The organism is Pedobacter sp. MR22-3, assembly GCF_026240075.1.
Classification (GTDB): domain Bacteria; phylum Bacteroidota; class Bacteroidia; order Sphingobacteriales; family Sphingobacteriaceae; genus Pedobacter.
Genome location: NZ_JAPIVF010000001.1, coordinates 784,089 through 805,723, shown reverse-complemented (window position 1 = coordinate 805,723; position 21,635 = coordinate 784,089). Strand labels below are relative to the sequence as shown.

The window sequence follows — 21,635 nt, the reverse complement described above, 5'->3', positions numbered from 1 at the left end:
TAAATAAAAAAACCGTTCCGAATATGCTTCGGAACGGTTACAAAATTACGCATTTTCTGATTAATAGAATTTCACGCGATTGTCTTTTATCTTGGCATTATCCTGTAAGGCCTGAAAAGCCGATTGTAAAGAACGTTGTCCTAAACTCAACAGCATGCTTTCCTTTTGCTTAAACATGTTGGCAATGGGTGCAGGATTGGTGAATCCATCAACAGAAAACACATAAACACCGCGTTCGCCATCTACCGGAGCAGAAACTTTACCTGGCTGAGCGCCAAATACACTTCCTACTAATTTATTTTCCTGCGCAATGCCCGGAAGAATAGGATTTGCAAAAACAATGTTTTGTACAGGATTAACTGTACGCCCAACTTTAGAAGCAACCTGAGCCAGGCTTGCTTTGCCGGCACTGTTAAATTTATCTGTCAGCATTTTGGCCTTCACGGCATTGCGAACCATCGGTTCAATTTCTTTTTTAACCTGCGCTAAAGTTAAAGTACCTTTTGGCTTAACATCAGTCAGGTGGGCAACCACATAAGCATTGGTCATGGTGTAGATTTCAGGCAATACATCACCCTGATCGGCGGCATAGGCATCCTGAATTAATTTACGTGGATTATCTAATCCTGGCGCAAACCCCTGAATGGCCGAAACCTTATCCGCCACTGCAACTTTTAACCCTTTGTCTTTTGCGTATTTTGAAAAATCTTTCCCTTTAACATCGTTTAGAAAACTACTGGCTGCTTTGTATGCTACCGCCTGAGTTTTACTACTTGGAGCCAATGCTTTTTCTATATAAGCCAGCTTAGCCACTTTAGATGAACCGATTTGTTTTTCAATTTTAATAACATGCACACCAAACTGCGATTTAACCACTTTGATATCACCGGCTTTTCCATCAAATACAGCATTCTCAAATTCCGGCACCATAGCGCCACGTGCAAATGTACCCAGCTCGCCGCCTTTATCTTTAGAACCATCTACACTATAGGTTTTCGCCAACTGGGCAAAGTTACCGCCTTTTTGAATCAGGCCTTTTAATGAATCTGCCAACTTGATGGCTTTATCTTCTCCGCCAACTTTAGCCGGATCAATTAAGATATGGCTGGCCTTTACCGAATCAGGAGAGAAACGGGTATCCACCACCTTAACCAGTTTATATGAATTATTTGATAAAACAGGACCGTAAAAACTTCCTGCCGGAAGCGCAAAAACTGCTGAATCTACTGCCGGATCTAATTTACCTTTTGTTAAATAAGTAAACGGAACTTTTACTTCTGAATTGATTGCTGCAAAAAGAGAATCGTTTTTAGCCGTTTTAAAGTCGGCTGCGATTTTGTCTATTTGTGACTTAACTGCTGCTGAATCACCTGAAGTAGGTTTAATGTCAAAAGAAACATAATCAAAAGAGCGGCTTTCCTGTGGATTATTGAAACGCGCTTTATTTTGATCGTAATAAGCACTATAATCTGCATCCGTTAATTTCACAGTGGCATCCGGGATACTGGAATAATCCAGGCTTACATATTTAAAGTTAGCCAGTTTATTCCGGTTGGTATATTCATCTGTTGCTTCCAGTGAGGTTACATAAACAGAATTGCGGATCAGGTTTGAATATTTAGTCTGCAAAGCCTGATTTGTAATTTCCTGTTGTAAAAGGGTAGACTGCTGTAAAGCCTGTGGTTCTTTTGATTTCAGAAAGTTCATTAAGGTTGCGCGGTCTAACTGCCCTGTCTGCGGATTGGCAAAATATTGTTTAATCAGCGGGCTTGGATTTTGACCCTGTAACAAGTCTACTAACTCATCTTCAGAAACGGTAAGGCCTAAACGATCGTATTCTTTGGTTAATAATACTTTCCCCAATTCAGCATTCCAGGCCTGATCTACTGCCATTGCAGTCATCTGTGGGTTTAAGCTTCCGCCGTATTGTTGTTTGAATTGATTCAGGCTTTGATCTACTTTAGGTTGAAAATCATCAATGCTGATATCATTTCCATCGACAGAACCCACTACCTTCTGATTTGCTGACCAGAAAGGTTTACCCACGTTAATTGCATCACCTACTAAAAATGCAACAATTGCAAAACCGATGGCGAAGACCAGGATATAGCCCGCACGGTTACGCAAAAATGTCATTAATCCCATATTGTAATTATAATTTATTTAGTTTTTTTTAAGAGGGCGCAAGATACAAATTTGCCTTAAAAAAGAAAATACAAAATTTTATTTATCAAGTGTTTAATCTTTAAGCAAATAGAACGCTTTAATTAGTGGGATGAGGGAGGGGTAGAATGATAGGATAACGCATAATTTAAGCCAAACGAAAACCGTATTCTTTCATTCAAAATTCATACAATCTACGCTACCTACGGCGCAATACCTTCCTGCATATTTAACTGCCCGCTTCCGGTTTCCATTTCATATGTACTGAAATCCTGAGGGGCTTTAAAATTAATTCCGTCTCCGATACTGCCGTCTGCACCCTTAACATAAACCCTTTGGTTAGAATAAAAAATCTTTTTATTTTCATCCCAGATTAATTCTTCAGAAGAAAAGGTATCGCCTTTATTATTTTTTACCACTACATTTTTTCTGAAGATGGTTTGCTTTATTTCATCTTTTCTGATGGCATAATCACATACCAGATTACCATCAATGGTTCCTTTTGGATTAAAAAAATCGATATTCACCCCTTTGATCATTTCTTCATAGGCCACACCGGCTGAGGGCGTAACTTTATCCATGATGGGCGCTTTGCCTCTTGCTTTCACCCTGGCCGAGTCACTGTAAATAATTTCCACACCTAAAGTACGGTCACGGGTGAACGTTATTTTTTTAGCAGAAACTGCATTTGCATTTTTCAGGTCATCCTCTCCACAGGCCACCATAAAAAGTGGTAACCCCAGCACCAAACCATAAAGCAATGTTTGCAATCTCATTAATCAACCCTGTATCTGCGGAACCAGGTATCATTAAGCGTGAAACCCAGGTGAAAGTTAATGTATTGTTCTTTAACCAGGTTATTCATCATAGTCCCTCTCTGGCCTACTTCTGTAGTAAAATTGATTTTATAAAAAGCCGAGCCTGCATTGGCCGTTGGAAGCGGGAAGCCAAAGCCCAATGATGCACCCATTTGTTTAATGTCCTGGTTTCCGATTTTAACGTAAGTTTTGTCATAGCTAACCCCTAAACGGTAATCAACACGTTTCAGATAACTGTTATAGGAAGTATAATCCGGTGTCCACTGCCCTCCCAATGAAGCACCCCAGCTATCTTGCAAGCCCGAATTAACATTATTGATAGTGGTTGCCGCCCATTTACTCATCCTGAAATCTGCGCCAATTAACCATTTATCATTTTGCTGTATCGAAATTCCGAAATTGTGTGATAAGGGTAGTTTCAGATTAGATTTTGCGCCGTTAATTACATTTAAAGTATCTGTAGCCAGATTTTCAGTTCCGTCTGCTGCCCTGGTATACTGAATAGCATAGGCATTTTGCTGAGAATTAATGGTAGATGATGTGCTTCCTGAATAACCTAAAGTAAGCAGTGTTTTGCTGCCCAGGTTGAAATCATACTGAATACCGTAAGAATAATTTAAGCCGCCAACACTATTTTTATTTTGAAGCTTCGCATTAATTGCACCTGTTGCCGTGTATTCCGTAGCCCGGGTGGTTTGTAGGTTACCAAAGATATACTCAACATTTCCGCCTATTCTTAAATGGTCTCCAAAGCGATGGCCATAGCCAAAATAGGCCTTTGACAGGCCACCTTCACCTTCGTAAAGCTGATCAACAGATAAGGTATCTATTTTCACATTGTTTCGGTAAGAATATCCGAGATCAGAATAAGGCATGATACCAAAGCTGATTGCTGATTTTCTGCTTACCGGAATAGCAAAAGCCAGGTGACTGAACGTAGAGTTAAAACTTGATTCAGTTAAATTGTTTTTGGATAAGCTTGTTAAGCTGGCACTCATCCCAATATCAATGGTGGTTAAGGTAATGCCGGAATACGAAGCCGGATTTTGCATGTTGATGTAATTAAACCCGGTTACTTTATTTACCGCAGTTGAAATTCCACCCATGGCCCTAAGCTGAGGGAGCAATGAGCCCTTTATATTTCCAAGTCCGAATCTTGAATATGGTGATGAGGTGGTAACTTGCGCCTGGGCACCTAAACCACAAACGAGAACGAGTATGGCTGCAATATAATTTATTCTTTTGTACATTTTAATCTGCAATAGCTTCATTTAATCCTTTTAATACCAAGTACGGATCTTTTATAATTTGAGGGGCAAAGATGCTGTTTTGTAATTGCTTAAACAAAAAATTAGCGTCGCCACCTGTTATAATCACCTTTAAAGCACTTTCTTTTATATTATTTAAGGCTATATAACCTTCAATTTCATTAATAATTCCTTGCAAAACACCATTTTTCATTGCAGAAACGGTATCAACACCTTGCGGAATCTCTTCATTCGCATCCCAATCTATTACAGGTAACCGGCCTGTATACTCATGCATGGATTTGAAACGCATTTTTATCCCCGGACTTATACTTCCGCCGAAATATTCGTTACTTCCTGTGCGCAGGTCATAAGTGATGCAGGTACCGGCATCGATTACCATACAAGCCGTTTCAGGAAATAAACCATTGGCACCCAACATGGCTGCCCACCTGTCTAAACCTAAGGTATTGGGTGTTTGGTACCGGTTGATCACGCCATTCGTTAATAAAGTTGAAAACCGGGTATAGCTTGTTCGTTTTTTTAAAAATTCTTCTAAAGGTGTGATGTCCTGATTTACACTACTGATAATTGCTTTACGAGGTGAAAACTTATCAATCAGGTGTGCCAGATCAATAATACCTACCTTAAGCAAACGAAGATGATGAATCATTTCACGATCGGCAAAAACGCCTATTTTTGCTGATGAGTTCCCGATATCAATAGTTAACCTATGCATGTCATTTTATTATGCTTTATCTACTGACCTGAAAACATGCCTTATCAACCAGATTAAAACCTAAAAAAGCTTTAATACGAAACTTCATGCCACAAAGCTATTAATCTTTGTTAAGTTTTGTTCTAGTTTTTTGTTAAAAAAGGTTAAACAAAAAGAAAGTACTGTACAGAAAGGATAAATAAAACAAACAGCGTTTCATAAAACCATCTTACCTTGGCATTACTAAAATAATAGGCCAAAAGTACTGCGCCTGGAGGTACAGCCAGTAAAAAATGCCAGGTACGAAAATGAGGCTTAAGGTAAAAACTCGCCCCGGCAACAATAAACATGAAGAACAATAACTGGAAGGCCTTCCGGGTGCTGATAAAACTCCTGAAAAAATTTTCACGAAGTTGTAACGATGCCAGAATAATAATAATGGTAACGGGAATAAGCACCAGGTAATCGTTATAATTAATTTTAAAAACGGATGGAAATTTACTGCCTAATGGCCTCCAGATCTGGTAAAAAGAGCCAATGTTATTGTTCCAGTAATAAAATACGGCCAGGAAAAAAAAGATCGTAATAAAGCCCACCAAACCGGCTACCCATTCGCGCCAGTTAAATGATCTGAAAAGCAAAAGTGCCAAAAAAATGAGCAGCAGCATGGCCATAAACGGGAAATAAATCAGGGTGCCCACACCAATGATCATCCCAATATCAAAAACGGTTGTGATTGAATTTGCGCTTTTATTCAGCTTCAGAAATTTATCAATCAGCCAGATCAGCAAAAAATTGGTGATTAATGCCGGACTTAAAACCATAAATGGCATAAATAAACTGGTACCTGTAACATACATTAAAGCAGGCAAAAAACTGGGCTTTGAAAGCAGGTTATGGTTATTCGTAACACGGTTAAATATTAAGGCCTGGATAAAAACAAGCATTGTGGCAAAAAAGATATTTGCAGCCGGTGAAAGTGCCTGATCTAGATCTACATGAATCAGCAATCTTGCAAAAGGCTCCAAAAAATCAAAATTTAACTGGCCCGGCAACTCATAAAATATCGCTATACGCATAAAAAACGTATAAGCTAACAATAAGATGAGGTTTATGGGATTTAGCTTTCTAAACTGATTAATCATGCCTTTTTCAAAGAGATGCAAAGTAAAGAAAATAATTTAAGAAAGGTTAAAGCGAAAAGACTAAAGCTTAAAGACCAGGCAGAAAGCTTAAGCTTTGCTTTGCAGTTTAATAACACTCCGGCTTACATTAACTTATGTGTATTATATGGTCAAAAAATAAGACTATAGCTTAATCACAAACTGCTCAAAGCTTTTCGCTTTGGAATAAAAAAATATTTATCTATTAAGAATTAACTGCAGTGTTTAAGTAGCTAAATGTTTAACCACCTGAGATACCTCAGCATTTCACTATAAAAGAACCTGATAGACTCAGGACTTTACACACATCCCATTTGAATTAAACCCTTGCATATTTTTTTACCATATCATCAATAATCCGGGCTGTTTCATCCGGAAAATCAAATTCATGTTTTTGAGGATTTGCCACCCAATCCTTTATAACGGGCAACCAGTTATCAGAACTCCCCCAGATTACAGGCAGACCAAATTGTTTCAATGCATAAGCATTACACTGCTGCTCAAACTGAAAGCGCATGGGTGCCACCAATAATTTTTTCTTTAAATAGAGTGCTTCAGAAGGCCCTTCAAATCCGCCCCCGGTAAACAAACCTTCACAGGTAGCCAGACTCTTGTTGAATTTTTCATTGTTCACCGGTTCTACACATACATTTCCTTCCTGATAGGCCACTTTACTATGCTTGGAAAAAACTTCCCATTTTACCTCTGGCAGTTGCATAAAAAGCTTCACCAGCCGTTTATCATCTATAGCGGGCAGGTAAACAGTATAATGGCCCAGGTTCTCCGTTTTCATGGCCCTGATTTCAGACCGGATCACCGGTGTATGAATAAAGCTGTCATACCGATCAAAATGAAAACCAATGTGGTATTTTGTGGGTGCGTACCGGCTTAAAATTAACTTACCCCAATCCAATGTTTTCGGGCGGGGAACTTTTTTAGATTTAAACGCCGCCTGATGGCTTAGTGACACACAATCAATTCCCTGAAGTTTACAGGCCCATGCGCTTACAGGCTCAAAATCATTCACAATCAGGTTATAATCTTTTAAGGGCAGCTGCTTCATGTCTTTTCTGAAACGAAAAAGGTTCATACTCAGCCAGGTTTTGAAATGGTCTACACCACCTTTTTTGCCAAAGATAAAACTGAAACCATGAAGCTGGTATTTCACCGGCTGACTCAGCTTTACATCTGCCTGTGTGCCACTCACCAGAATATCAAGTTCGCCATATTGTTGCAGCAATGGAATAATTTCCCTGGCACGGCTAATATGTCCGTTACCGGTTCCCTGTATGGCATAAAGTATTTTCATTTAAGCCCTAATATCTCAAAATTATTGGGCAATTTCATATTTTATATGTTGCAAAAGAATATTTACATCCAGCTTGCTCTTCAAATCTTCTGAATCTGAGAGGATTCCATCATCTGTTTCGTCTTTTGTAAACTCTTTATGATCATACTTAAAAACCGTCCAGTTTTGATCCTGATACTCTAAAGCGGTGAGGCTTTCTACCCAATCTCCACTATTCAGATAAGTTACCGTTCCGTTTTCCATTTTAATATTACGCTTTTCAGCCTGATGGATATGACCGCAAACCACATATTCATAACCCTTTTCAATAGCCAGCTCGGCCGCAGTTTGTTCAAAGCTATTGATAAACTTTACGGCGTCCTTAAATCTCGCCTTGATCTTTTTGGAAAAGCTCATTTTTTCTCTTCCAAAGGCTGTGAGTACCCAATTTACAAAGCTGTTGATCAGGATCAGACTGTCGTAACCAACTGCGCCCATTTTCGCCAGCCATTTAGAGTGCTGCATGGTCACATCAAAAACATCACCATGGAAAAACCAGGCTTTCTTGCCATCCAGTTCCATAATGAGTTTGTTTTGCAGGTGAAATGTACCCATTTCCATACCGTCAAATTTACGCAGCATTTCATCATGATTTCCGGTAAGGTAATGAACCTGCACGCCTTCAGAAACGAATTTCATTAATTTACGAACGACTTTCATGTGCGATTCCGGCCAGTAGCGTTTACTGAACTGCCAGATATCTATAATATCACCATTTAAGATAAGTGTTTTGGGCTTAATACTCTTTAAGTACTTTAACAGTTCTTTGGCATGGCAGCCATAGGTGCCCAAATGCACATCGGATATTACGACTACATCAACATTTCTTTTGTTCATAAACTAAATTTTGGGGGGACAAATGCTATTACCGCTTTAAAAAAGCAGTTCAGATATAAAAAAACTGCCCTACCAGTCTTCTTCCTCATCAAGCTTTACCTCGAAAGGGCTAAAGAAATAAAGTACAATTATGAGCAGGCATACGGCGAAGAATAATTCTAGCATATCATCTGGTTTTACATTACAAAGGTAAGACACTGTCTATCAACCAAATGTTACGTGATTGTTAAATTTTATTACAAGCGTGATTCAATGTTATTTGACCATTAGTTGGCTAACCTGGCTTAAACCTTTTATGCTACATAAACTGAAGCAGCGGAAGAGATCTGATCCATACAGGTTAAGACAGCTTTGCCTTCTGCGCTGAAGGCGGTAGCAGGCTGGAAATTGAAATAAGTTAGAACAACTTGCTATCCAGACTTAAATCAATAAAAAAACCCCGCAAGATTGGAATCAAGCGGGGATATAGTTTTATCAGAGCCTATGTTAAACTTTAACCGCTTTCTTTTTCTTTTTTTCTTCCGTGTAAAATCCAAAGCCTAAGCCAGCCAATAACAGGATTGATCCTGCCAAGGATATTTTCTCACCAGTATAGTATGAAGTTGGATGGAAAATGAATTCAAGCTTGTGGTTACCTGCTTCCAGCTGTGCTGCACGTAAAACGTAATCTGCCCTGAAATAGGGTTTTTCTACACCATCAATATACATTTTCCAGCCTTTATTGTAATAAATTTCAGAAAAAACAGCCACTACATCTTTAGCTGTTGAATATTCATAAGTGAGATGATCAGGATGATAATCAGTGAGCTTGATAAAGCCTCCCTGTCCGTTCCCTAAAATTTTACTATCGATCAAAGCTTTAAAGCTTTCATCTACAATAGCCTCTTTCTTCGCATCGAAACTGCTGATGGCTTTCATTTCTTGATCGGCATTCTTTACAAACTGAACGCTTTCTACAAACCAGGCGTTGCCCGCAGCGGTAGGATTACGCTGCATTTTATATGATCCGTTCTGCGGATCCTGTGTGATGATATACTTCGTATTCAACATATCCAGCACATCCTGATTGATACTTTTAGTCATTTGATGATCAACCAATTCCTGAAAACGCTTTAATCTTGCTGAATGGAAACCACCAACCGTCTTATGGAAGTATGATGTTTCGGCACTTTTGAACGGATCGCCAAGCGACAAATCAAAAACCCTGAAATTCGGATCTTTATCTGCAGAGATAAAATTATCTACGTCCCTCGCCTGATAGTGGTTTGCCAGATCGGTTTTGCTCACAAAATTCTGGCTATTCAGGTAGCGACGGTCAACTTGCCATAAATCGATTAAAACAAACAATGCTAATAAGCCAAAAACCAATTGCATGTTCATTTTTTTAGTAATAAAAGCCCATGTTAAACCGAAACCGATCACGATGAATAACAATGTACGCCATGCATCAGCACGGGCAAGTGATACACGATCAGCAATAACTCCATTGATAATTTCCATGGCAGCACCTCTATTATTTTGCAGTGCTTGTGTTAACGCATCCAAAACCTGAGGCTGGTTTGCCTGTGTAAAGCTGAAAAATGCAGTTGGAATAATTGCAATGATTAATGATAAACCGCCCGTAATCCCGGCCGACCATGTTAATCGCTTGACTAAATACTTTTGATCATACTTACCTTCCTGTGCTTCTTTAATCGCTAAAACAGCCAGTAACGGAACTAACAAACCTACAACGGCCAAGATTGATTCAACTGCTCTGAATTTGTTATACATGGGCAGATAATCGAAGAAAATGTCTGAGACTAGTGGGAAATTTTGTCCGAATGACAGCAACAATAACAAGATACTACTGCCTAAAATCCACCATTTCCAACGGTGTTGAACGATAAATAAGCCAAATACAAAAAGCAGGCAAATAATGGCACCAAAATAGTAAGGGCCAGAAGTACCCGGTTTATTTCCCCAGTATTGGTTTGTACCCAAATTTTGAGCAACATAGCCGATTACTTGTTTTGGATCAATGCCCTGAAGATTTTTTTCTACTGCTTTATAGGTATTGCTTTCAGGTTTGATCATCTCATCAATACTGCTCGCTCCACCATAAATATTTGGAATCAGGAAGGAGAAGCTTTCTCCTACACCCTGGCTCCATTGATAAGCATATTCCTTATCAAGGCCATTTGCCGGCTCTGCCTTATCCGTTGTTAAATTTGATTTTCCACGAATGGTTTCTTTTCCATACTCATATGTTGTCCATAAAGTACCGGCATTAACTAAAACGGCCAATACCATTCCGGCAACAATAAAACCTATTGACTTGCCGAAAGTAGCCAATTGCTTCGCTTTAAAGGCATGGTAAAACTCAATACAAGCCAAAATGAACAAGGCAATAAATAAATAGTAGGTCATCTGGATATGGTTTGAACGGATCTCCAAAGCCATAAACAATGCGAATAAACTTCCTCCAACCAAATATCGTCCTCTTAAGGTTAAAATGATTGCAGCTAAAATAGGAGCGAAGAATCCAATCGCTAATGCTTTATTACTATGACCGGCAGCTATAATGATAAAATTGTATGATGTAAAAGCAAAAGCTATCGCTCCCGCTGCTGCAAGCCATGGATTGATTTTGAGTACGCAGAAAAGAAGATAAGCGCCCAATAAGTATAACACGACTGTTCCAACCGGATCAGGAAATACACCTTTAATGACATCAATACCATAAGTAGTAATGTTTAATGGATATTGCACCCAGATCTGATAAGCTGGCATACCACCAAACATCTGGTTTGTCCATAGCGGCCCTTTACCTGTTGCCGCCTTTACATCCATAATTTCTTTTTGCATGGCTTTCGCTTGCAAAACATCACCTTGCTGTGGTGCTTTACCCTGTAAAACAGGACTGAAGTAGGCAAAAGTGATGACTACAAAAATTGCTATGATGGCTAAATGGATGCCATTTTTGTTAAACCAGTTATTCATTAAGGTTTGTTTATGTTTAAAGGAATGTCAAAAATAAAAATTTGGTCCGTATAAAAAAGGAATAAATTAAATGTGAGCAGAATAAAAAATTAGTTTTGTGAAATCAAAACTGCAAATGAAGCCACCTTATGAGAAGAAAATTTGTGTTTACCGTATTGCTATTCGCCACATATTCGATTACCAAAGCGCAAATAGCGAGTTTAAATAATGAGGAGATCAACATTCTAAAAACCCAGATTTCCAATGCGCCTGGGGCAAAGAAAATATATGCCGGCTTTCAGAAATCTGCAAAGCAATATTTAAACGAACAACCTGATCCTATTGATACCATCAGGACTGAAGGTTTACTTAAAGGCAATCCAAAAAAGGAGAAGTCAAAACTGGCACTGGCAGATATGCCTAAAATGTATGCATTGGCACTCCAGTACCGGCTTACCGGCAATCAGACTTTCCTGAATCAATGTACTTCATTTTTAAGTGCGTGGGCTAAAATCAATCATTCCGGTGGCGATCCGATTGATGACACCAATCTGGATAAGGCTATTGAAGCCTATGATCTGATCAAAAACAATATGGCCAGGGGCGATAAAAAAATCATCGACAAATGGTTAAGTGAAACCGCCAGTGCAGAAATTAACAGTAAACGCATGAAACCTGGTAAAGCCACGACCATTAATAACTGGAATGCGCACCGGCTAAAAGTAGTGGGTGAGATTGGATATGCTTTAAACAACCACGAATTCATTAGCTGGACGATAGATCAGTTAAAAAGTCACATTAGTATTAATTTATATCCTGACGGAAGCAGCCTGGATTTTAAGCAAAGAGATGCCCTGCACTATCACCTTTATGATCTGGAACCCTTGCTTAAGCTCGCCATTATGATTAACCGCGGAGAAGGCACCAACTTCTATACTTATTTGTCTCCAAATGGATCTTCCATTAAAAAGTCTGTAGACTGGCTTATTCCGTATATAAAGGGCGATAAGAAGCATGAGGAATATGTGAATACAACCGTAAAGTTTGATCATGATCGAGCCAGGAATAATGAACCGGGGTTTGCAGCCGGAACATTATTTGCACCTCAACTGGCTATACCACTTTTAAAATCAGTGATTTACTTTGATCACGCCCAACAAGACTTATTAAATCAGCTATTGAATGGACAATCGGATATCAACCAAATAACTGATAAAATTAAAGCGGGAAATATAAAATAAATAAACTTTCAATAATTTTTGAAAGTTTGATAATATTATTATCTTTGTTTATGGAATTAGCAGCAGCAAAACTAAAATTTATAGAAGCCTGGGGAAAATTGGGTTCCGAATGGGGAATTAACCGTACCATGGCACAGGTGCACGCGCTTTTGCTGATCTCGCCTGAAGCATTGACCACTGAAGAAATTATGGAAAACCTGAGTATCTCCAGGGGAAACGCCAACATGACGCTCAGGGACCTGATCGGCTGGGGACTAATAGAAAAGCAACATAAGGCAGGAGAACGCAAAGAGTATTTTTTTGCGGATAAAGATGTTTGGAATATTGCCCGACAGGTAGCCAAAGAAAGGAAAAAAAGAGAACTGGAGCCGGTTCTTAAAGTATTAAATGAACTGTCTGCTGTTACAGGCAACGAGAAAGACCCGGAACTGATCACATTTAAGAAATCAGTGGCTGATATTAATAAACTGGCCGGTAATGTTGATAAAACGCTGGAGACTATGTTAAAAGCGGAAGAAAGCTGGTTCTGGGGATCGGTGTTGAAAGTATTTAAGTAGGAGGAGGAAGTAACAAGTGACAAGATTTAAGCATCAAAACCACCGATTGTAAACCCCATAGCGTAAAGCATAAGCCTTATATCATATATGGCTTTATTTTTTAAGCATAATTTTCATTTATTACTGAAAGTTTAAACACAAAAGAAATGAAAACACTTCAAAATCATATCATTTTATTTGACGATGAATGTCCCATGTGTCAGGTTTACACCAAAGCATTTGTTAAAACCGGCATGTTGCCAGAAAACGGCAGGACATCTTATCAGCAAATTCCTGAATCAATTTGTCCGCTGGTAGACCGTCAGCGTGCGGCAAATGAAATCGCCATGGTGAATACAGAAAATGGTGAAGTGACTTATGGAATAGAAAGCTTGTTTAAAGTTATCGGAAATGCACTGCCCGTATTCAGGCCATTGTTTGCGTTTAAACCTTTCATCTATATGATGACTAAATTGTATGCTTTTATTTCCTACAACAGAAAGGTGATTATTCCGGCAGCAATACTGCCCAATACCATCCAACCCACTTTTAAAATAGCTTACCGTATGGCATACCTGCTGTTTACATGGTTAGCTACCGCTTATATCCTTACCGCTTATGCGCATTTACTTACCGGTTATGTTCCTATAGGCGGAGAATACCGGGAATATTTTATTTGTGGCGGTCAGATGGTTTTTCAGGGCATAATAATATTTTTCTATAAGAGAGCTAAACTTTGGGATTACCTCGGAAATATGATGACGATATCCTTTGCGGGATCAATCTTACTCATCCCTGTACTCCTCGCCAGTCATTTCATTGACCTTCAACCTGTAATCTATATACTTTATTTTCTGTTTGTCGCCGGACTAATGTTTCTGGAACACATCAGAAGAAGTAAATTGTTAAAACTTGGCTGGTTATTGAGCATCACCTGGGCAATTTATCGCCTGATTATTTTAGGATTAATCTTTTATATTTAGAAATGATGAATGATCACAAAATTATTTTAGCAGGAGGAAACGGGTACCTCGGAGGTTTACTCGCCAAACACTTCAGTGAAATCGCTGAAAAGGTAATTATTCTAGCCAGAAAACCTCAGGCACAAAATGGAAATATCACCACTGTACTTTGGGATGGAAAAACTACAGATAGCTGGGTTGAAGAACTGGAGGGAGCCGACTTACTGATTAATTTATGCGGAAAAAACGTAAACTGTCGTTACACACAAAAAAACCAGCAGGAGATTATCAATTCAAGAGTGCTACCCACCCGTTTATTGGGAAATACAATTAAAAACCTAATAAAGCCTCCTAAACTCTGGATCAATGTGACATCTTCCACCATTTACAGGCATGCTGAAGATCATCCGCAGGATGAATATACCGGAGAAATCGGCAGTGGATTTTCTATTGATGTATGCAAAGCCTGGGAAAATTCTTTTTTCGAAACAGAATTGCCTCAAACCAGGAGAGTAGCTTTAAGAATGGGCATAGTACTTGGCAAAACTGATGGTGCTTTTCCGAGGTTACTAAACCTGGTTAAATTTGGATTAGGCGGAAGACAGGGTGGTGGAAAACAGTATGTAAACTGGATACATGAGCAGGATGCCATCCGTGCGATAGCTTGGTTATTTAATCAGGAACAAATCAGTGGGATAGTAAATTGTACGGCACCTCATACCGTTACCAACGAAGTATTGATGCAAAGCATTAGAAAGGCTTACGGGATTCCGTTTGGTTTGCCCACACCGGCTTGGCTGCTATCTATTGGTGCGGCAATTATCGGGACAGAAACAGAACTCATTTTAAAAAGCAGATGGGTTAAGCCAGCCATTTTACTGGAACATGGATTTGAATTTCAATATGGCACAATTGACGAAGCCATACAGGATATTTTAAGTTTAAGGCTATAAAATATGGCTGTTATCATTCTTAAAACACAGATCGCAGCCCCTATAGAAAAATGCTTTGATCTTTCCCGAAGCATTGACCTGCACCTGAAGTCGATGCAACATAAGGATGAAAGGGCAATTGATGGCAGAACTTCGGGATTAATCGGATTCCATGAAACTGTAACCTGGAAGGCCAGACATTTTAGAATCCTTTTCCGGATGACAGTTAAAATAACAGAGATGAAATACCCTGATCATTTCACAGATAAGCTGGTTACAGGCCCTTTCAGTAAGTTCCATCACCAGCACCGCTTCCAATCGGCCTGCGGTAAAACAGAAATGACTGATAGACTTGAATTTGCTTCACCTTTCGGCTTATGGGGGCGATTGGCCGATTGGCTATTTCTGAAAAAGTACCTGCGGAAATTATTATTGGAGCGAAATAAAATGATCCGCCTGGAGGCTGAACGTGCATTAAACTAAAAACCCTGAAGCAGGTTCAGGGTTTAATGTTATTGTTTAACTTCTTCGTAATCTACAAAATCACCAAGTTTATCGGTTTTACCCGTCTGCTTTGGCGGCATGTAATCTATAGAGATCGATCCTTCAGGCTTCGATCGTCTTTGTTGCTGATTTGCCTGGCCGTTTGCCTGTTGCTGCATTTTGCTGGCCAGGTTACTAAAGAGCATAGGCAATATCAACCGGATCAGCATTCTGATGATCCAAAGTACCAATATAGCGATGAAAATGAACTTTATTAATCCCATTCTTTATTTACTGTTATTACAAATATAGACGTATAAGGCTTTATTTTGTTACTTTTTAGGCCTTTGATTGCATTTCAATTACAATAATTAACGCAAACCGGCTAAATAAAGTTTTATTCTGCCACAATCTCTGCCACCCGGCCAACCTGACCGTCATCTAGTCTCACCTTGATGCCGCGTGAATGAAATGCGGATGAAGTAAGTAAATCCTTTACTATGCCATATGTAATATTACCGGATCGTTGATCTTTTTTTAAGATAATTCCTACTTCTAAGCCTGCGTAAATGTCTTTTCTGTTTTGTCCGTTCATTTTAATAAATCATTAATTGGATTTACTGTATTGATAATTAATTACAAGAAAAAAGATATCTTGCATCCTGCAAAGATAAAAATTAACCCCTCAATGTCTAAAAACAAAATTATCGCACTGGTTCTTTCTATTATTTTCTTATACGAATTTTGCATGTTTGCATGGAATATGTATGGATATTATAATTTAATTAAGAGGAATGACATATCAAACATGTCATTTTCATTTTCCTTCTATTTTAATCCACTGATTTATATATTTAATTTAATTGCCATACTTCAATTTGTGACCAGTAAGTTCAGGCGCACCGTTCTATTAAGAATTTTCTTATTGTACAGCACGTTTTCTTCTTTTATCTTTTTTCCCATCTGGACGATTAAAAGTTTTTTTATAACTGATCTCCATCAGCCACCACTGCTTGATAGCCTGTTTTTTATCACATACGTATCAAGCTTCCTGGTTAGTGCATTTTATGTTTATGTATTGCAGCAACTGGTTCCAACTAGACCTCAACTCATTCCATTGGGTGATGGAAACAGCACTTTTGATGAAGTAAGTAAATGGCAGCGATTTTTACACCGAATATTTGATTTATCTGCAGTGGCATTAGTGGTTTGCCCCTCGTTTGATTATATCGCAAGATTTTTAATAAAGCTTCTTGAAGGTTCAAATAGTACCATACCCTTGTTATTCCAGTCGAAAAATTTTCTCTACGTTTTGATTTACTTATTCATTACCCTCTATTACCTGATCAATGAAGGCTTGTTTAATACTTCAATTGGAAAAACAATTTTGGGTAATGTAATTACAAACAGTACGGCCGGAAAACCAAGCTTTGGTCAGCGGGTAGGACGAACTTTCCTTCGCCTTGTTCCATTTGAACCGCTTTCCTTTATTTTTACCTCCAGAGGTTGGCATGATGGCTTAACCAGTACTTATCTTGTTAAAGCAGAAAAGCAAACAATATAACTTATTTCCCAAATTTCTCAGCAAACATTTTCTCTAACGCAAACATTTCATCACGAAGTTTTGCTGCCTGTAAAAAGTCCATATCTTTTGCTGCTTTCTGCATGTCCTTTTTAGTGGTATCAATGGCTTTTTGCAATTCGCTTTTACCCATATATTGTACAATCGGATCGGCAGCAATGCTGATTTCAGCATTTTCCACATAGGCCCTGGCTTTGTTATCACTGGCCTTTTGCGAGAAATCTAAAACAGATGTTTGTTCCAGAATCGCTTCACGCGATTTTCCTACGGTTTTTGGCGTAATGCCATGCTCCAGGTTATAGGCAATCTGAATATCCCGGCGACGATTGGTTTCAGAAATCGTTTTTTCCATACTCTCGGTTATTCCGTCGGCATACATAATTACCCTGCCCCGATCATTACGGGCAGCACGGCCAATGGTTTGAATTAAAGATTTTTCTGAACGAAGAAAACCTTCCTTATCAGCATCTAAAATCGCAACTAAAGTAACCTCCGGTAAATCCAGTCCTTCACGAAGCAGGTTAATTCCCACCAATACATCAAATTCTCCTAACCGCAATCCACGCAGAATTTCCACACGCTCTAGAGTTTTAATTTCAGAGTGGATATATCTCGTTTTAATATTGAGCCGATCCAGGTATTTTGTGAGTTCTTCAGCCATGCGCTTGGTTAAAGTAGTGACTAAAATACGTCCGCCGTCCTTAATGGTAATGTCGATTTCATCCAGCAGGTCATCCACCTGGTTGATGGCAGGCCTGATTTCAATCACCGGATCCAGTAAACCTGTTGGCCGGATCACCTGTTCTACCACCACACCTTCTGATTTTTCCAGTTCATATTCTGCCGGCGTGGCACTGACGTAAATCGTCTGCGGGGCTAAAGCTTCAAATTCATTAAAGTTAAGTGGCCGATTATCTAGTGCAGCCGGTAAACGAAAGCCGTATTCTACTAATGATAACTTTCTCGACCTATCACCACCATACATGGCCCTGATTTGCGGAACCGTTACATGACTTTCATCAATTACCATTAAATAATCATCAGGGAAATAATCAAGCAGGCAGAACGGACGCATTCCCGGCGTTCTTCCATCGAAGAAACGGGAGTAATTCTCAATCCCTGAACAATAGCCCAGTTCCTTCATCATTTCAATGTCGAAGTTGGTCCGTTCCTCTAAACGCTTTGCTTCCAGTAAATGCCGATCAGCAATTAACTGATTCTTTCTTATTTCCAGTTCTTCCTGTATGCCCCATATCGACTGATTGAAACGATCCTTTGGAGTGACGAAAAGATTTGCCGGATAAATGGCCATATCTTCCAGTTTTTCAATCGTTTTGCCCGAAACCGGATCAATGGCTGAAAGCTCCTCAATGTCATCGCCAAAAAAGGAAATGCGATAAGCATGATCCAGATAGGCCGGATAAATATCAACCGTATCACCTTTCACCCTGAACGTACCCCTTTTAAACTCAGTAGTGGTTCTGGAATATAAAATTTCGACCAGGCTATGTAAAAATGCATTACGCGAAATCCTTAAGCCTACACCAAAACGGAACACCATTCTGGAAAAATCTTCCGGGTTACCCATACCATAAATACAGGAAATGGAAGAAACAACGATGATATCTCTCCTACCACTCATTAAAGAGGAGGTAGTACGTAAACGTAGTTTTTCAATCTCTTCGTTAATACTTAAATCCTTTTCAATATAAGTATTGCTTGAAGCGATAAAAGCTTCAGGCTGGTAATAATCATAGTAGGAAACAAAATAATTGACAGAGTTTTCCGGAAAGAAATTTTTAAATTCTCCGTAAAGCTGTGCAGCCAGGGTTTTATTATGACTTAAAATGAGTGTTGGCTTCTGTGTCTGCTCAATGACATTGGCAACCGTAAAGGTTTTTCCGGAACCGGTAACGCCTAATAAAGTTTGATAATGTTCGTTGGCATTTACACCATCAACCAGCTGTTTAATAGCGCCCGGCTGATCTCCTGTAGGCTGATATTCGGATGTGATCTTAAATTTCATGTGTAAATCAAATGTACGATTTTAGGGCTTAACAGTTAAACAGGCAAAAGTCAGGAATGTTTCTTTTATGAAATCGTGAGCATTGATGAAGTAACCAAATGATGTAAACCAGAGAAGAAGTAAATATCAGGTGCAATCCTGGAAAGACCTTTCTCTACACAAATAAACAGTACACAAAAAATCCCCGCTGAATAATTTCAGCGAGGATTTTTTATGAAGCAATAACTGTTAATATTACTTACCCGCAGCCACTTTCATTGGGTTTAAGCCCACAGACTGGCCCCTTACCGCAACACCAGCTTTCGCCTTAAAGGTTTTAAATTTGCTTTCTTTTGCTTTTCCACCCCAGACATTATTGGTGGTATCAATATCTGCCGTTTCACGCAACGGATCTAAGAGGATGGACTCAACCTCCTTATCTTTCACATAAAATTTAGATGTTTTCAATTCGTTATGCCTCCAGATTTGTGCAGGAATCCGATCGATTTCTTTTGTACCGTCTTTGTACGTAAACTCTACAATCACCGGCATCACCAAACCACCTTTATTACTAAAACTCAATTCGTATAAAAACTTGTTTTTATACTGATCCTGCTCGGCTTCCGGTACGGTTGCCAAAGGCATTCCGGTTTCTACTTTGTTGGTTATTGTGGTATCTATACTCACCAAACCCCTGTCATACTTATAATAAAAATCTTGTGCCGCAGGGTTTTTATCTACATAGAAATTATTTTTTTTCTCTTCACGGTTTCTGATTTTGGAAATATCCTCAAAAGCATTTACAGCAGGTTTATCAATCTTCAACATGCGTGACCTTGCCGCCGGAACATCATTCGGAAAATCGGCCTTTGCAAATTTTACCGTATCCAGTGAGATGTCGCAAGGATCAGTTCCGTAGAACCAGCCTCTCCAGAACCAGTCCAGGTCTTCGCCACTGGCATCTTCCATCGTGCGGAACAAATCAGCCGGTTCAGGATGCTTAAAAGCCCATCTCCTGGCGTATTCTTTAAAAGCATAATCAAATAATTCTCTGCCCATAATCGTTTCACGGAGGATATTTAAACCCGTGGCCGGCTTAGAATAAGCATTGGGGCCAAAACGGGCAATGTTCTCTGAATTCGTCATAATGGGTTCCAGCTCATCCTTAGGCAGTTTCATGTAATCTACAATCGTATATGCCGGACCTTTTTTACTTGGAAATTTGTTATCCCAGAGTTCTTCTGTTAAGTATTCCACAAAAGAGTTCAGTCCTTCGTCCATCCAGGTCCACTGGCGCTCATCACTATTGACAATCATTGGAAAGAAGTTGTGCCCAACCTCATGGATAATTACCCCAAGCATACCATTTTTAGTGCTTTCGCTATAGGTTCCGTCCGCATCTGTGCGACCGTAATTAAAACAAATCATCGGATATTCCATTCCGTTTGCAGCTTCAATACTTTGTGCAACAGGATATGGATATGGAATGGTAAAATCAGAATAAGTTTTTATGGTATGCGCTACGGCCCGCGTTGAAAATTTACTATATAAACCGTAGGCTTCCTTACCATAGAAACTCATACACATCACAGTATTATTATTGGCCTGAATTTTTTGCGGCATGGCATCCCAGATGAATTTACGGGAAGCAGTCCAGGCAAAATCACGGACATTATTTGCATTAAACACCCAGGTTTTTTTAGCAGTAGATTTTTTGGTTTCGGCCGCTTTGGCTTCAGCAAGTGTTTGAATTTCTACCGGAGCGGTGGCCGTTTTTGCGGCATTGTACCTGCTTAATTGCGCAGGAGATAACACCGCGCTGTAATTAATACATTCACCAGTAGCTCCTACTAAGTGATCTGCAGGAACAGTCATTTGCACTTTAAAATCACCGAACGTTAATGCAAACTCACCACGGCCGGTAAACTGGTGGTTTTGCCAGCCCTGGAAATCGCTGTATACACATAAACGCGGGTACCATTGCGTCATGGTGAACAAATAGTTGCCGTCTGCCGGAAAATATTCATAACCACCTCGACCGCCAACACTCATTCTATCTGTTATTTTATAATTCCAGTTGATGTTGAAAATAAACTTTTGTCCGGTTTTTAAAGCCACTGGCAAATCAACCCGCATCATGGTTTTATTGACCGTGTATTTTAAATTTTTACCCAGGGCATCAGTCAGTTTGGTGATGTTAATGCCATCGCCGTTATCGGCCTGATTACTCAGCCGGTCTAAAGTTTGTGTTGTTCCGTAAGCCGGCATTTTAGTGGCATCCTGATAATTGGCACTTTTACTGGTGCTATGCTCATTTTCATCCAACTGCAGCCAGATATAGGTGAGGGGGTCAGGCGAATTATTCGTATAAGTAATGGTCTCTGCGCCCGTTAACAACAGGTTTTTTTCATCCAACTCACATTTAATATTGTAATCGGCACGTTGTTGCCAGTATTTTACACCAGGCGCACCACTTGCCGTACGCTGCTCATTCGGTGTGGGTAAAATAGTACCCAATTGCTCAAACTTATTTCCGTGATTACTCCCCGGATTGTTCTGAATGTTTTGAGCAATAGCCAGGCTTCCTGAAAAAAGCAACAGGCCAGATAATGTGAATAGTTTATTAATCATTCTTTTTA

The 21,635-nt window shown here is 39.4% G+C and carries 18 protein-coding genes; 6 read left to right on the top strand and 12 right to left on the bottom strand.

Going from position 1 to position 21,635, the window contains the following annotated elements:
• Positions 1 to 60 precede the first annotated feature (60 nt).
• The 8 genes from OQ267_RS03485 to OQ267_RS03450 all read right to left on the bottom strand — a co-directional run bounded on the left by OQ267_RS03485 (position 61) and on the right by OQ267_RS03450 (position 11,276).
• Positions 61 to 2,145: a peptidylprolyl isomerase gene (locus OQ267_RS03485; RefSeq protein WP_088301051.1), complete on the bottom strand. Its 2,085-nt coding sequence runs from the start codon at positions 2,143 to 2,145 to the stop codon at positions 61 to 63.
• A 221-nt stretch (positions 2,146 to 2,366) separates the two neighbouring features.
• Entirely contained in the window at positions 2,367 to 2,939 is a 573-nt protein-coding gene (locus tag OQ267_RS03480; RefSeq protein WP_265819560.1) for a hypothetical protein, read from the bottom strand.
• On the bottom strand, positions 2,939 to 4,231 hold the full coding sequence (locus tag OQ267_RS03475) for a hypothetical protein (RefSeq protein ID WP_253248996.1): 1,293 nt from the start codon (positions 4,229 to 4,231) through the stop codon (positions 2,939 to 2,941). Before OQ267_RS03475 ends, OQ267_RS03480 begins: the two co-directional genes overlap by 1 nt.
• 1 nt (position 4,232) lies before the next feature.
• Positions 4,233 to 4,967, bottom strand: coding sequence for a type III pantothenate kinase (locus tag OQ267_RS03470; protein WP_088301054.1), 735 nt, complete (start codon positions 4,965 to 4,967; stop codon positions 4,233 to 4,235).
• A gap of 143 nt (positions 4,968 to 5,110) precedes the next feature.
• Entirely contained in the window at positions 5,111 to 6,025 is a 915-nt protein-coding gene (locus tag OQ267_RS03465) for a DUF6427 family protein (protein ID WP_265834905.1), read from the bottom strand.
• 403 nt (positions 6,026 to 6,428) lie between these two features.
• A complete protein-coding gene (locus tag OQ267_RS03460; RefSeq protein WP_265834904.1) occupies positions 6,429 to 7,418 on the bottom strand; it encodes a glycosyltransferase family protein in 990 nt (329 codons plus the stop codon).
• Between the two features lie 21 nt (positions 7,419 to 7,439).
• On the bottom strand, positions 7,440 to 8,294 hold the full coding sequence (locus tag OQ267_RS03455) for a UDP-2,3-diacylglucosamine diphosphatase (protein ID WP_265834903.1): 855 nt from the start codon (positions 8,292 to 8,294) through the stop codon (positions 7,440 to 7,442).
• Positions 8,295 to 8,780: 486 nt separating this feature from the next.
• Positions 8,781 to 11,276: a YfhO family protein gene (locus OQ267_RS03450; protein WP_265819557.1), complete on the bottom strand. Its 2,496-nt coding sequence runs from the start codon at positions 11,274 to 11,276 to the stop codon at positions 8,781 to 8,783.
• Positions 11,277 to 11,404: 128 nt separating this feature from the next.
• On the opposite strand from OQ267_RS03450, the gene OQ267_RS03445 reads away from it, so the two are divergent.
• The 5 genes from OQ267_RS03445 (at position 11,405) to OQ267_RS03425 (ending at position 15,409) form a co-directional block, all read left to right on the top strand.
• Entirely contained in the window at positions 11,405 to 12,496 is a 1,092-nt protein-coding gene (locus OQ267_RS03445) for an alginate lyase family protein (protein ID WP_265834902.1), read from the top strand.
• Positions 12,497 to 12,546: 50 nt separating this feature from the next.
• Positions 12,547 to 13,053 carry a GbsR/MarR family transcriptional regulator gene (locus OQ267_RS03440; protein WP_088301060.1) on the top strand — a complete coding sequence of 169 codons (507 nt, stop codon included), beginning with the start codon at positions 12,547 to 12,549 and terminating at the stop codon, positions 13,051 to 13,053.
• Positions 13,054 to 13,199: 146 nt separating this feature from the next.
• Positions 13,200 to 14,015: a DUF393 domain-containing protein gene (locus OQ267_RS03435; RefSeq protein WP_265834901.1), complete on the top strand. Its 816-nt coding sequence runs from the start codon at positions 13,200 to 13,202 to the stop codon at positions 14,013 to 14,015.
• Positions 14,016 to 14,017: 2 nt separating this feature from the next.
• On the top strand, positions 14,018 to 14,947 hold the full coding sequence (locus tag OQ267_RS03430) for a TIGR01777 family oxidoreductase (RefSeq protein ID WP_265834900.1): 930 nt from the start codon (positions 14,018 to 14,020) through the stop codon (positions 14,945 to 14,947).
• A gap of 3 nt (positions 14,948 to 14,950) precedes the next feature.
• A complete protein-coding gene (locus OQ267_RS03425) occupies positions 14,951 to 15,409 on the top strand; it encodes an SRPBCC family protein (RefSeq protein WP_265834899.1) in 459 nt (152 codons plus the stop codon).
• 29 nt (positions 15,410 to 15,438) lie between these two features.
• Here OQ267_RS03425 and OQ267_RS03420 read toward each other — a convergent pair whose 3' ends face one another.
• Together OQ267_RS03420 and OQ267_RS03415 are read right to left on the bottom strand one after the other, a co-directional pair.
• Positions 15,439 to 15,693 (bottom strand): DUF4834 family protein, encoded by a 255-nt coding sequence (locus OQ267_RS03420; protein WP_265819551.1) that lies wholly within the window; start codon positions 15,691 to 15,693, stop codon positions 15,439 to 15,441.
• Between the two features lie 113 nt (positions 15,694 to 15,806).
• Complete coding sequence (locus OQ267_RS03415; protein ID WP_029281115.1) at positions 15,807 to 16,004, bottom strand: YwbE family protein; 198 nt, start codon at positions 16,002 to 16,004, stop codon at positions 15,807 to 15,809.
• 93 nt (positions 16,005 to 16,097) lie between these two features.
• On the opposite strand from OQ267_RS03415, the gene OQ267_RS03410 reads away from it, so the two are divergent.
• Positions 16,098 to 16,973 carry an RDD family protein gene (locus OQ267_RS03410; protein WP_265834898.1) on the top strand — a complete coding sequence of 292 codons (876 nt, stop codon included), beginning with the start codon at positions 16,098 to 16,100 and terminating at the stop codon, positions 16,971 to 16,973.
• Between the two features lies 1 nt (position 16,974).
• Here the strand turns inward: OQ267_RS03410 and uvrB are convergent, their stop codons facing one another.
• Together uvrB and OQ267_RS03400 are read right to left on the bottom strand one after the other, a co-directional pair.
• Positions 16,975 to 19,017, bottom strand: coding sequence for an excinuclease ABC subunit UvrB (gene uvrB / locus OQ267_RS03405; RefSeq protein ID WP_088301064.1), 2,043 nt, complete (start codon positions 19,015 to 19,017; stop codon positions 16,975 to 16,977).
• A gap of 234 nt (positions 19,018 to 19,251) precedes the next feature.
• The gene (locus OQ267_RS03400; protein WP_265834897.1) at positions 19,252 to 21,627 is read right to left on the bottom strand and encodes a M1 family metallopeptidase; all 2,376 of its coding nucleotides are present in this window, start codon (positions 21,625 to 21,627) and stop codon (positions 19,252 to 19,254) included.
• Positions 21,628 to 21,635: the final 8 nt, after the last annotated feature.